The following is a 13,276-nucleotide window of genomic DNA, read 5'->3' as shown; positions in this document are numbered from 1 at the left end:
GCAAGACACTAATAAAACTAAATAAATATAAAACAATAAATTAGGGATAATTTGAATGAGAGGAGCAAGCATGAACTCCCAGAATAAATCGAAACACAAGGCATTGGGCTTATTGTTGCTGGCGTTTATCGCGCCCGTGGTGATAGCCAAGCTAGTGCTGAGCCTGAATTTATACCACGGCGGCGCCACTAATCATGGCGAGCTGATCAATCCTGAGACCAGTTATGCCAGCCTTGGGGTTGAAAACCCCAATCCCAAAGAATGGCAACTGCTATATTTACTGCCCGCCCAATGCGACGATGCTTGCCGCGAACGCCTGTATATTTTACGCCAAAGCCACACTGCGCTAGGGCCAGATCAGGCGCGAGTCGAACCACTCATTCTCACTCATCCCGACAGCGATCTTAATGCTTTAAGCGCCTTTAACTTCAACACTCGTCCCGCCAATGCTGGCTTAAGCCACTGGCTAGATGAACAGCAGTTGATCATAGTCGATCCCTTAGGCAGCTTAGTGCTGCGCTATCCCCAAGTGCAGGGTAGAGAAGCGCATTTAGCTCAAGGCAAAGCCTTGATTGCGGATCTGCGTAAGTTGTTAAAACTGTCGAGGGTAGATTGATGCAGCTAACTTGGGTTCTACGCTTAACCTTAGTCTTTACCCTATTAGTGATTTTAATGGGTGCTTACACTCGCCTATCGGATGCAGGTCTAGGCTGCCCCGATTGGCCGGGTTGCTACGGCCATATCAAGGTGCCTACCCAAGACAATGAAATCGCCCATGCCCAAACCATCTATCCCGATCACGATATCCACCCAGAGAAAGCCTGGCTGGAGATGATCCACAGATATATCGCAGGCGGACTTGGCTTACTGGTGTTGTTAATCTTAGTTTTGTGCCTGAAAACGCCAGAAGCACCGAAAAAGTTACCGCTCATCATAGTGCTGCTGATCCTCTTTCAAGCCGCACTCGGCATGTGGACAGTGACGATGAAACTCATGCCCATAGTGGTGATGTCGCATCTTATTGGTGGTTTCAGCCTAATTTCACTGTTGTTACTCCTCTATCTACGAACGCGGCCGCGGCGGATCTTTAATAGCGAAACCTATGCCCGCAATCTGGCACCGCTGGCACTGGTGAGCCTGTTCGTGCTTGTGGGTCAGATTATGCTGGGCGCTTGGACCTCATCTAACTATGCGGCGCTAGCCTGCACCGCTTTACCCATTTGCGAAGGCAACTGGGTGGATAACTTGGCAATAGCGGAGGCCTTTTCACCATTCCAAGGCCAACACCCTAGTTTCGAATTTGGAGTGCTCGATTACCCAGCCCGTATGACTATCCATATCGCCCACCGAATTGGCGCTATTGTTACCGCGAGTTTATTACTCGTGCTCGCCTATCGATTATTTGTTGGCGCGGCAGGAATGAGGGCCTTAAGCCTCTTATTGGCAGGGTTAGTGATCCTACAAGTGAGCTTAGGTATTTCTAACGTAGTAATGCATTTACCACTGGGTATTGCCGTGTCTCACAACGGCGGGGCGGCACTACTGCTGCTGACCTTAGTCGCAATCAACTATTTCTTATGGCGCAAAGCCTAAGCGAGGGCTCCAAGATGGCAAAACCACTCTCAATCACCAGTAGCCTACCCACGTTCAGCGTGACATGGCGCGCCTATTTTGAAATGACTAAACCTAAAGTGGTCGCACTCATGCTGCTCACTGTCTTAGTCGGCATGTGTCTGGCTGTGCCCCATGCTGTGCCCGTTCAACCTTTACTCGCAGGCATGCTGGGCATTGCCATGATGGCGGGTTCGGCGGCAGCGTTAAATCATCTGATCGATCGCCGTATTGATGGCTTAATGGCACGCACCTACAATCGCCCACTACCCAAAGGGCGTATTTCGGCAACCCGCGCGTTAATTTTCGCCGCTAGCTTAGGTAGTCTTGGCTTTATCGTCTTATATTCCTTAGTAAATCCACTCACAGCTTGGCTCACCTTTGCCAGCTTGATTGGTTATGCCTTGGTTTATACGGCCTATTTGAAGCGCGCAACATCACAAAACATTGTGATTGGAGGCCTTGCGGGAGCTATGCCACCCTTGCTGGGATGGACTGCAGTGACGAACGAATTTCACGGCCATGCGCTGTTGTTAGTGATCATCATTTTTACATGGACGCCGCCACATTTTTGGGCTCTGGCCATTCACAGACGCGCCGAATATGCCAAAGTGGATATTCCCATGCTGCCGGTTACCCACGGTGTCGAGTTTACTAAAACCTGTATTCTGCTTTACACAGTATTGCTGGCGATTGCTTGCCTATTACCTGTGCTGGTTGGCATGTGTGGGCCTGTATATTTCGTCTGCTCTAGTTTGCTCAGCACCGGATTTATTTATAAAGCATGGCAACTTAAATATCGGGATCATGATGGCTTGGCGATGCAAGTGTTCCGCTTCTCTATCTATCATTTGATGTTGTTATTTATGGCATTACTGCTCGACCACTATTTGTGGAACTAGTGTATGCAACTCGTTTGTCGCGCTAACCTGTCGTTATGGAGCCAATAATGCAGAAAAGAATTTTAGTCATCGCCATATTATTGATCGGCCTTGGCGGTCTATTTGCGGTGAAATTTAATCCCCCGAAACCTATCGAGCTAGAGAGTGGTTTTTTGTTTCCGCAGGCCTATGAATTAGCGCCCTTTGAATTGGTTGATCAACATCAGCAGGCTTTTACCAACGCCAGCTTGCAGGGGAAATGGAGCTTATTCTTTATCGGTTTTACCTTTTGCCCCGACGTTTGTCCTACGACCTTAAATAAACTCGCGGCGGCTTATCCCGATCTAAACAAAATTGCGCCATTGCAGGTGGTGTTTCTATCCGTCGACCCCAAACGGGACACACCGGATAAACTCCTGACCTATGTTAATTTTTTCAATCCAGAATTTAAAGCGGTCACGGGCGAGCAGACACAAATCTTCCCGCTCACCCGCAGCTTAGGGCTGACCTATGCCATGGTCGGTGAAGGGGAAAACTACCAAGTCGACCATAGTGCGGGTTATGTACTGGTGTCACCGCAGGGAACGCGAGTCGCAGTGTTTAAACCTACGGCCGCATTAGGCAAACCGCCGCAGGTGTTAAATGATGAAATGATTAGCGATTTTAGAAAAATAGTGGCGCAATACAAACCTAGACGTTGATCACTCTTTGACCCAAGAACCATCATCCTTTGGCCTCACCCAAGGCTGAGAAAACCAATAGTAGCCATTGCGCGCCTTACTCGGCGCAGTGCAGTTGTAACGCGAACGCCCCGCAGGTAAGGCTAAATCCGCTTGAACACTAAACTCGTTCTCACTCAACCAAGTCGGCTGTTTTGAACCTTGACCTTGGATATAACACATCACTTGCTTAGCCGAGATATCGCTCATATCTAGGGTGACTTTAAGCTCTGGGCGCCAATGGCCGCCCTTTAACTCAGGATCACTAGGACTCTGCGCAATCACAGGCATATTTAAACTGTATAGCTTGGCCTTAAGGCTTTTTAAATCAGCATATTGTCCTGCAACAGGGAAACGCGGCAGCGCCGTTAATGGCGAATAGGGCCCAGCGGCACCCGATTGTTGCCCCAAGGCGACAAAGCCGTTCTCAGTTAACATATCCTGCAAGGCTTGATTGTACTCACCGTAGGGATAAGCCAGCATTTTGAAATTGTGACCTGTGGCATCCAAAATGGCTTTTTCTGTGTCTAAAACATTGGCCTTTACCCTCGCTAGCCACTGCGCCTGTGATTCATTTTCTAAGGCGCGGATCAAATGTTCGTGCGCCCAACTGTGGTTAGCAATATCGGCGCCTTCCTTGGATAGCGTTATCAGCTCATCCCAAGTCATCATCTCGGTAAACTTTTGTTTAATCGGCTCAATTGCCACAAACAAGGTGTAGGGAAATCCAAATTCCTTTAGGATAGGATGCGCCGTAGTGGCTATGCTGCGATAACCATCGTCGAAGGTAATCGCGACTGTTTTCGCCGGTAAATCTTGTTTTTGCTTTATCGCTTCAACTACCTGAGAAAGCGGGATCACCTTAAAGCCGTCATCGGCTAGAAACTGCATTTGCTCACGAAATTGCGCGGGCGTCACGCTTGTGGCCGCCGGAGTGGTCTCTGATACATGGTGATATTGCAGAATGACCACGGCATGGGCAGAAAACGTCATTAGCCCTATGAGTGCCAACAGCACACGTTTAACCATAATGTGAACACCTCTGAAATTAATGAATACAGCTAAATCAACTTGGCTCGACCTGATGCTCAACGGCGCGAAAAATCGTCAATTACTGGCGCTTGCCCTGCCGATGATACTCTCCAATATCACTATCCCACTTTTGGGCTTAGTCGATACGGCTGTCATAGGTCATCTGAGTGAAGCCTATTATTTAGGGGGAGTCGCTGTCGGGTCAACGATTATCACATTAATCATTTGGTTATTGGGATTTTTGCGTATGGCGACCACAGGTTTAGTCGCGCAGACCTATGGTGCAAATGATCTTCACGCCCAGCATAAACTCTTAGTCCAAGGCGCTATGCTAGCTGTGTTATTGGGCGCTGGCGTTATCGCGCTGCAAGTCCCGATATTAAATTTAGCGCTAGGATTATCCGAAGCGAGTAGCGAAGTCGAGCGCTATTGCCGCGAGTATTTTCAGGTACGAATTTGGTCAACGCCCTTCGCTCTACTCAACCTAGTAATGCTTGGCTGGCTATTGGGACGTCAGCAACCTAAAGCCGCCATGTGGCAGCTGATATTAGCCAACCTTGCCAATATTATTCTCGATGTGGTGTTTGTCCTCGGCTTAGGCTGGGGCGTTAAAGGCGCCGCCCTCGCCTCAGTCTTTGCCGATATCACCGCTTTCTCAGTCGCACTCACTATGGTGTTACAGCAACTCAAGCGCGAAGCCGATTTTCACTTATCCCAGCTATTACCCCATGTCACCCTGACAGGGTACGGCAAATTACTGAGGCTCAACACAGATATTTTTATCCGCAGCCTCTGCCTGCAAGCGGCCTTTGCCTTTATGACTTTTCATGGTGCGGGTCTGGGTGATAATACCGTTGCCGCCAATGCCGTGTTACTGAATTTACTGCTGTTAATCTCCTATGCACTCGATGGCATTGCCTATTATGCCGAGGCAGAAGTCGGCCGAGCCTATGGCCAAAAACAGGCGGAGCAATTACGGGAAGCAGTGATCTTAGCCTGGAGCTGGTCGGCCATTACTGCGTTAGGGTTCTGCGCTGTATTCAGTCTTTTTGGTAGCAACATTATCGCGTTATTGACCAGCATTAATGAGGTCAGAGCCACAGCACAGACCTATCTTATCTGGCTGATATTTTTGCCTTTATGGTCTTTTAGCTCGTATTTATTCGACGGGGTTTACATAGGTGCCGCTAAAGGCAAAGTGATGCGCAATAGCATGATACTCGCCACCTTCGGTGCATTTTTCCCGACCTGGTATTTGCTGCAGCAACTATTAGTGCCTGAGCAAGGTAACCACGCCCTTTGGGCCGCCATGAGTGTCTTTATGATCGCCAGAAGCCTGACGCTTGCGGGGCATTATTATTTCAGCAAAGACTTTTTGAATAAATAAATCTGTAAAGACAGTAGTTTACAAATCTCAAAATCACTATGATGTTGATTTTACAATTGTAACAAAGATGTGATTCTATAATGAAAAGGATTTTACCGCTGCTTTTCCTATGGCTATGCAACCATGCCGTTGCCGACACAGCGCCACAATTACCCGTTGAAGCCTTTGCCAGCATCCCAGATGTGAGCTCTGTGCAACTCTCGCCTAACGGCAAAAAACTCGCATCGGTTGTACGCGTCGACCAAGCCAAACTCAAAGGAACTGTCGTTAGTATCCAAGATATAGAAACAGGCGAAAAAAGCATTCCGCTGCACACGGATAATCAAAAATTTGTCATCCTGTCTCTGCAGTGGGCAAACGATAATATCTTATTGATCAGTGCTAAGTTTCCGGCTAACCGTTACGGTACACCGACAACCGAAACCCGCCTTGTTAAGTATGATTTGACCACAAAAAAGACCTCAAGTGTCATTCCCCGCAGTGTCTTAGATCGTCTCAATTGGATCCCGCAACATCAGGGGCAAATTATCGATCTTATGCCAGATGATCCCGACAATATTTTACTGTCATTAGACGGAATGGGCGAAAACGTAGGCGAAGATAGCGTACTAAAAGTCAATTTAGCGCAGGGTAAGTCCAGTTACAGCCAAAATGCTAAAAAGAAGATCATCAGTTGGATTACCGACAGACAACACAAGGTCCGTATTTCTATCTATAACGATGAGACTGAGTACCGTATTTATGAACAGCCAGAACAGAAGAGTGATTCACGCTTACTTTGGACCTTTAAAGCCTTTTCAGAAGACAGTGTTTGGCCCTTAGGTTTCGATGTTGACCCCAATATTCTTTACGTTCGCGCCTATCACCAAGGTTTCGAAGCCATATTTAAAGTCAATCTGACCGATCCTAAGCTCACAAAAGAATTAGTCTACGCCAATGAAGATACTGACGTTGAAGGTAATTTACTCTATTCGAAACTGAAGAAAAAAGTCATTGGTATCAGTGAGGGTGACGGCGAAGAATACACCTTTTGGGAAAAAGAATATGTGAGCCTACAAAATGGCCTAAAAGCCGTGTTACCCAATGCACACAACTACATCACTCAGTTCAGTGCAGATGAACGCCGTTATATAGTGTATTCCACTAGCTCGACCGAGCCCGGTACTTACTATTTTGGCGATAGGGACGAAAAAACGCTTTATCCCATCGCTAACCGATATGGCAGGCTCAAGAGTGAACTCCTCGCCGATACCCAATATTTAACTTATGAGGCAAGGGATAAGCTCAAAATCGATGCTTACCTAACCGTGCCAAAAGGGCTTGAAGCCAAGCAACTGCCGACGATAATCTTCCCCCATGGCGGCCCCATCAGTTACGACAGCAACGACTTCGACTACTGGGCACAGTTCTTCGCAAATCGTGGTTATGCGGTATTTCGGATGAACTTCAGGGGCTCGGCAGGTTACGGCTATGAGTTTATGAAAGCTGGCCTAAAAAGCTGGGGACTCGAAATGCAAAATGACGTCGAAGACGGAACTCGCTACTTAATAGATCAAGGGATTAGCGATCCTAAACGTATTTGTATTGTCGGGGCTAGCTATGGTGGTTACGCGGCCTTAATGGGGGCTGCCATGACTCCCGATCTCTACCGCTGCGCCGTGAGTGTGGCGGGCGTTACCGATGTGGCCTATCTAGTGAAATCGAGCCGAAGATTTACTAACTACAAAGTGGTTAAAGAGCAAATAGGGGATGACTTTGATGCGCTCTATGACCGCTCCCCGATCAGTAAAGCCGATAAAATTAACATCCCAGTATTGCTGCTACATGGTGATAAGGACAGAGTGGTGAAGGTTCAACATAGCCGAGAAATGTATGACGAACTCAAATCACTGAAAAAACCGGTGGAGTATATTGAGCTGGAAAATGGCGATCATTACCTGAGCAATAACGACAACAGACTCGCGACGTTTAAAGCTTTAGATAAGTTCTTAGCTGATAATCTCAACCCAAAGTTATAACTGAACAGCAGCACTTTAAGCGAATGCCAAATATAAAAAACGCGACTCTAAGGTCGCGTTTTTTATTCAGCTCAACCAACAAGATTAAGCGTAAGAATGCTCACCATGTTGGTGATCTGTCACGTCACGTACGCCAGTCAACTCACCTGGGAACATGTCTAACAATTGTTTTTCGATACCATCCTTTAGAGTGATATCAACTTGAGAACAACCGTTACAACCACCGCCGAACTGCAGTACAGCTACACCTTCTTTGGTAATTTCAACCAGCATGATATTACCACCATGGCCGGCTAACTGAGGGTTGATTTCAGATTGGATCACGTATTCGATACGCTCGACTAAAGGAGCATCGCCAGACACTTTACGCATTTTTGCATTAGGCGCTTTGAGCGTGAGTTGTGAACCTAATTGGTCAGTCACAAAATCGATAGTGGCATCCTCAAGGAAAGGTGCACTCTTCTCATCGACCATAGCATTGAAGCCAGTGAACTCGATTTCAATATCATCACTTTCTACTGCATCCGGTGGACAATAAGACACACCACACTCGGCTTGCGAGGTTCCTGGACTGATCACAAATACGCGAATATGAGTGCCTTCAGGTTGATCTGCTAACAACTTAACAAAATGGGCTTGAGCCGCATCGGAAATGGTAATCATGAAAACCTGCTCCGTCAGGGGATACCTGAGTGTTTTAGTAAGAATTAGCCGTATGATACTCCGACTCACCTTGGCTTTGTAGTCCCTTGGGTAGCAAGTTTGTGGATTTTTGCCATAGCGATCACGATTTACTCATCATAAATAAGACTGTAAACACCGTATTATGCACGAATAAACAATCATTCTTTACAAACTTAAGCAACCCAATTGAGTCGCTTAAGTTAGACATAAAACACAAGTTATTTAGCCGCAGCTTGCCCTGCTATGCGCCCAAAAACAATAATATCAGTGTAGGCGTTACCACCGAGACGATTGGTACCATGTGTTAAGCCTGTCACTTCACCCGCGGCAAACAAGCCCGGAATAGCATTGCCTTGCTCATCCAATACACGAGTATGAGTATCAACCACTAGTCCACCCATTGTATGATGCACGGAAGGTGTAGCCTTTAAAATCCAATAAGGTCCTTTACTTAAATCAACCAATCCTGAGCGATGATTAAAAGCCTCATCCTTACCTGTAGCAGCATAATGATTAACATCTTTGATAGTCGATGCTAGTTTTTCCACTGGAATATCGAAAACCTTCGCCGCATCTTCCAATGTATCAACTTTATGCATCAGACCATCTTTAGTGAACTCTTTTAGCTCTCCTTGGTGCATAGCAACGGTATGGGCAACATCTTCAATAGCTTGGTTCCATAACACATAAGTATAACGGCCAGGTTGGGCTAAAATAGCTTGTGAGATAACATCGCGGCGCTCTAATTCCTCAACAAAGCGCTCGCCCTTCTGGTTGATTAACACTGCACCAAAGAAGCGAGAGTCTGCAATCAAGGCAATAGCACCAGAGGTTGGGCTACAAATAGGATATGACTGGATATATCCCATATTTTTAGCTGCTGCATGTATTTTTTCTGCCATCACAATACCGTCACCAGTACCACCTGAATGGCCAGTGCTACCATAACGTTCATCTAACTCTGGGTTGTATTTTTTGCGCATTTTCATGTTAGATGAGAATCCACCCGTAGCAATCACAACACCACGTTTTGCATGGTAAGTGATCGTTTTTCCATTATGAGTCGCTTCTACACCAACAATTCGACCTGTTTGATCTTGGATTAACTTTTCAGCCTTTGTATTTGTATGAATTGGTAAGCCCACTTCTTCGGCTTTAATAGAAAACTTACTGATCACCTCAGCGCCAGTGTGACCTTTAGGGATTAAGGCCCGTTTAACGCTATGTCCACCAAACTGAAATAACTGATCTGGATAAAATTCTACTTTGACGTAATCCCTTAACCACTCTGCAGCCTCTACAGCATTATCGACCATGGTCTTAACCATTTCAGGATCGCCTTTGAAATCTCCACCTTTTAACGTATCGCTAATAAACAGGTCTTTACTATCAGTTACTCCCATATTTTTTTGCACCCAACTACCAGCCACATTCATCTCTGCACCAGAGATCAATGAGTTACCACCAATAATTGGCATCTTTTCAATAATAACAGCTGTTCGACCTGCAGCCATTGCCTCTAAGCCTGCACTAAAACCTGCACCACCCGAGCCAATGACCACGACATCATAGGTATATTCTGCAGGAGTTAATGCTTCACTTTTTTTAGCTGAAGCGACAGCAACTAGTGTTACCCCTGCGGCTTCAATACTCTTGCCCACGGCTTCTTTTAGCGCTTTAGACGTCACTGTTGCACCAGTGATACCATCAACCTCGATAGAGTTGTTATCAATAATTGCCTGTTTCACATCTTTAAATACGGCACCTGCAAGGACTTTATTTTCCTTTTGCTTAAGTACATCAATCGCAACAATATGCCCGTCTTTGAATGTTGTTTCGACCTGCACTTCGCCATGCTTACCTTGAGCAGTACCTTGGCTTTTTATTATTTGATGCGTAACTTGGCAGCCAGCAATAATAGCTATCGCAGTTACAGTAAGACCTATCATGGATTTTTTATAATGCATTATTGCTTCCCTTATCAACTTTTATAAAGAGATTGAATATTTGAAATGATCACTAATAGAGATGAGGCCGTATATTTGAAAAACATCAGACCCTCTGATTAATAGTTAAAATTGATAACCAATCGATATACCATACTCAAGCCCATCGTTATATTGCGAGCCCCAACTATCATAATGAGTTAGATGCAACTTAGAATATATCGAATCTGTTAGTTTTGTTTGTATAGTTGTTATGATTTGGTGGCCGTAACTGTTGTATGAAAAAAGCTCTTGATGTACTTCATCCCTATCGATTTGAGCCTCATAATTTAAGCTTAAACTGTGGTTAAAACCCAAAAAGTCAAATGGATACTTTGCATTCAGTACGACAGCGTAGCCTGATAAATCGTTAAACTTCGCTGATGTAGGTGAAAAATGTCCAAATGTATAGTTCAAACCAACACCATAATTTAATGATAAGTCTTTGAATTTAGCATTATGGGTAAGACCAAAATAAAGATTATCCTCAACTAAAGTTTCACTCGCTGATACAAAGTTTTGCGTCCAAAAATTAAACTGAGAGTCTCCTAGCCTATTTTCTATTATCATTAACGATTTAATTGTAGTTTTGCCATCTATGTTTCTTTGATTTTCAGCGAGTTCGGCAGGATTTTCTAACTTAACATTAGCAAAATAGGATCCCCAATCTGCAATTCCCAGATGATTTAACTTAACAAAAGGTTGATTAAAAACGCCTGGGTTATCATTTTTCGTGTCGTTTGTGTAGAATTTATAACCTAAATCTACGCTAGTCTTATTCACATCAGCATATACTGAACCACTGACAAAAATCGCGCCAAACAAAGCTGTTATAACACTCTTGTTACACATAAAACCTCTCACATATCCATATATTATTTGAGACAATGTTCTTTTAAAAAAAGAATACTATCCATGCCTGATAAACTTTATTGGATTAATTTACTATAGCTAACATGAAGGCTATGTGATCTAGACCCAAAGGCGCTGTTAGATTTAAAAAGTGTGTGGTTAAATGTAGTAAACATCGATGAAATATATTTAAGTCATTTAGTTATAATTAATTTTGCTATAAACATGCCATTTTTTGATGATGTTGTAAAAAACCAATCGAGTTGATCTGCCAGCCGTTTAACCAACAGTAATCCTAAACCGAATCCATTATGACCGTTACTATTGTAGGAATTAATAATTTCAACACAATGACCTTCTTGAGTAATATTAATATCGACTCCACCATGTTCAATACTATTCCTTAATAAATTACTTATTATTATTTTTAAAGGCTGGAGCTGAACTAGCAAACAAGTATCATCAGCTAATAACTGTATTTTTTGTTCATGACCATGTACTTGTTGCTGCTCCTCGATAATACTGAGAAGTAAAGGTGACAGAGCTACGTTTTCTTTTTCTAGGCTGGAGCACTCTTTATTTGTTAACCATAGCAGTGTTTCAATAAGAGACTTCATTTGTCCAGTCGCTTGAGAAGCATACAAAGTCGCTCCAGTGAGTTCACCTTGTTGTAAAGCGAGGATTTCGAATGAAGACTGGCATATTGCAACAGGCGTACGTAATTCATGGCTAGCAAATCGCAGAAAATTTAGCTCCCGCTGCTGAGCCTCTTGAAGTTGTAAAATTGAGTTATCTAAAGCATCAACAATAGCCTTTAATTCAGCATATTCTTGTTTCGGTAAGCTAAGTTTCCCTCCTCCCTCCCAATCATGCTGCTTAATCGCATGGCTAATTTGATGGACAGGTGTAATCACTTTACTTTGCATATAAAACGCAAGGCCTGCGCTTGCACAGAAGGTTATCAATACTAGAAGCAAGATTGCAGTCATGTTTTTAGGTGCAAATTGCAAGTCATGGGTAACGCTGTACTGCAGCCAAACATAGAGTGGCTGGCCACTCTGTGTGTAGTACACACTCAAAGCATCAACAAAGGGACCTTCTGCATGCTCATACAGAATTGTATTCGCATCAGTTAAGACTTCATCATTACTTAATTGTCGAATCAGCGGAGGGATATCTGACCAATTAAGATAGACGGTTAAGTTATCAGTTTTTAGAATCGGCTGATTAAGTAATTGTTTTTGCGGTTGAGCATGTTCCGCCATAGTCAGTAATGACTCAGCAGCTTGCCCTGCATTATGTATGGTGACCTCATGCATAGAAATCATACCTGCACACATCATGCACAGTGGTATAAAGCTATTAATACCTAATGTTATTAATAGAAAAATAACACCCCATACTTGGTAGCTCCGCTTGAGGCTAAGCTTAGGAGCTTGCATTGATATCATCCCTAAGGCTTAGACCGACTCCACGAATCGTATGCAATATTTGTCGTTCAAAGGGTCGATCTATCACCCTTCGTAACAGATGAATATGGCTGCGTAAACTATCACTATCAGGAGCACTATTGGGCCAAATCGTTCGCTCAATCTCTTCTCTACTCACTGTTTCTGGGCTACGCCGAGCTAATAAAACAAGGATCTGCCAGCCTGTTTTAGGTAAAGCAAGAAGCTGTCCTTGGCGATATACCCTATGGTTTCCAAAATCAATTTCTAGCTCCCCAATGACTAGCCTTTGAGGCGCCGGACGACGCTGAGCAACCACCTTCAATCGCGCGACGAGTTCCTCCATTGCAAATGGTTTTACTAAATAATCATCCGCGCCAACAGCAAACCCATTCAAGCGCTCATTCAGACTACTACGTGCGGTTAACATTATTATGGGCGAAGTAATGCACTGTGCTTTCCAGCGTTCACATGCTTCAATCCCATCACCATCAGGCAAATTTAGGTCGAGAATAATAGCGTCAAATTGCTGCTGACTAATGAGCATATCAGCCTGAGCTAGGTTGAAAGCGTAATCGCACTCTATGCCACTCAATTCAAGATATTGAATGATGTTGTTAGAGAGAAGTCGATTATCTTCAACCAGTAATATCAACATA

The 13,276-nt window shown here is 44.4% G+C and carries 12 protein-coding genes; 6 read left to right on the top strand and 6 right to left on the bottom strand.

The features are described 5' to 3' along the window. The first annotated feature begins 70 nt into the window (after nucleotides 1-70). The 4 genes from Q4Q46_RS05815 to Q4Q46_RS05800 are packed head-to-tail and all read left to right on the top strand — an operon-like array spanning nucleotide 71 to nucleotide 3,193. Nucleotides 71-616: a redox-active disulfide-containing membrane protein gene (locus tag Q4Q46_RS05815; protein ID WP_263204143.1), complete on the top strand. Its 546-nt coding sequence runs from the start codon at nucleotides 71-73 to the stop codon at nucleotides 614-616. Beyond that, on the top strand, nucleotides 616-1,593 hold the full coding sequence (locus tag Q4Q46_RS05810; protein ID WP_311905482.1) for a COX15/CtaA family protein: 978 nt from the start codon (nucleotides 616-618) through the stop codon (nucleotides 1,591-1,593). The genes Q4Q46_RS05815 and Q4Q46_RS05810 overlap by 1 nt, the downstream gene beginning before the upstream one ends. A gap of 14 nt (nucleotides 1,594-1,607) precedes the next feature. After that, on the top strand, nucleotides 1,608-2,513 hold the full coding sequence (gene cyoE / locus Q4Q46_RS05805) for a heme o synthase (protein WP_006079596.1): 906 nt from the start codon (nucleotides 1,608-1,610) through the stop codon (nucleotides 2,511-2,513). Between the two features lie 47 nt (nucleotides 2,514-2,560). After that, nucleotides 2,561-3,193 (top strand): SCO family protein, encoded by a 633-nt coding sequence (locus Q4Q46_RS05800; RefSeq protein ID WP_311905481.1) that lies wholly within the window; start codon nucleotides 2,561-2,563, stop codon nucleotides 3,191-3,193. Here Q4Q46_RS05800 and Q4Q46_RS05795 read toward each other — a convergent pair whose 3' ends face one another. Continuing rightward, a complete protein-coding gene (locus tag Q4Q46_RS05795) occupies nucleotides 3,194-4,240 on the bottom strand; it encodes a polysaccharide deacetylase family protein (protein WP_006084622.1) in 1,047 nt (348 codons plus the stop codon). It abuts the gene before it with no gap. Nucleotides 4,241-4,262: 22 nt separating this feature from the next. Between Q4Q46_RS05795 and Q4Q46_RS05790 the strand changes: the two genes are divergently transcribed. Continuing rightward, on the top strand, nucleotides 4,263-5,630 hold the full coding sequence (locus Q4Q46_RS05790; RefSeq protein WP_311905480.1) for an MATE family efflux transporter: 1,368 nt from the start codon (nucleotides 4,263-4,265) through the stop codon (nucleotides 5,628-5,630). 80 nt (nucleotides 5,631-5,710) lie between these two features. Beyond that, a complete protein-coding gene (locus Q4Q46_RS05785; protein ID WP_311905479.1) occupies nucleotides 5,711-7,648 on the top strand; it encodes an alpha/beta hydrolase family protein in 1,938 nt (645 codons plus the stop codon). An 84-nt stretch (nucleotides 7,649-7,732) separates the two neighbouring features. On the opposite strand, the gene nfuA is transcribed toward Q4Q46_RS05785, so the two are convergent. The 5 genes from nfuA to Q4Q46_RS05760 form a co-directional block, all read right to left on the bottom strand. Next, nucleotides 7,733-8,311 (bottom strand): Fe-S biogenesis protein NfuA, encoded by a 579-nt coding sequence (gene nfuA, locus Q4Q46_RS05780; RefSeq protein ID WP_006079591.1) that lies wholly within the window; start codon nucleotides 8,309-8,311, stop codon nucleotides 7,733-7,735. 239 nt (nucleotides 8,312-8,550) lie between these two features. Then, a complete protein-coding gene (gene urdA, locus Q4Q46_RS05775; RefSeq protein ID WP_311905478.1) occupies nucleotides 8,551-10,299 on the bottom strand; it encodes a urocanate reductase in 1,749 nt (582 codons plus the stop codon). Nucleotides 10,300-10,404: 105 nt separating this feature from the next. After that, nucleotides 10,405-11,169 carry an outer membrane protein OmpK gene (locus Q4Q46_RS05770; RefSeq protein WP_311905477.1) on the bottom strand — a complete coding sequence of 255 codons (765 nt, stop codon included), beginning with the start codon at nucleotides 11,167-11,169 and terminating at the stop codon, nucleotides 10,405-10,407. A gap of 194 nt (nucleotides 11,170-11,363) precedes the next feature. After that, on the bottom strand, nucleotides 11,364-12,611 hold the full coding sequence (locus Q4Q46_RS05765; RefSeq protein ID WP_311905476.1) for a sensor histidine kinase: 1,248 nt from the start codon (nucleotides 12,609-12,611) through the stop codon (nucleotides 11,364-11,366). After that, on the bottom strand, nucleotides 12,598-13,275 hold the full coding sequence (locus Q4Q46_RS05760) for a response regulator transcription factor (RefSeq protein WP_006084628.1): 678 nt from the start codon (nucleotides 13,273-13,275) through the stop codon (nucleotides 12,598-12,600). The genes Q4Q46_RS05765 and Q4Q46_RS05760 overlap by 14 nt, the downstream gene beginning before the upstream one ends. Nucleotide 13,276: the final 1 nt, after the last annotated feature.

Origin of the sequence: Shewanella vaxholmensis, from assembly GCF_031932135.1 — a bacterium.
Lineage (GTDB): Bacteria > Pseudomonadota > Gammaproteobacteria > Enterobacterales > Shewanellaceae > Shewanella > Shewanella hafniensis.
This window is presented reverse-complemented; position numbering and strand designations above follow the sequence as displayed.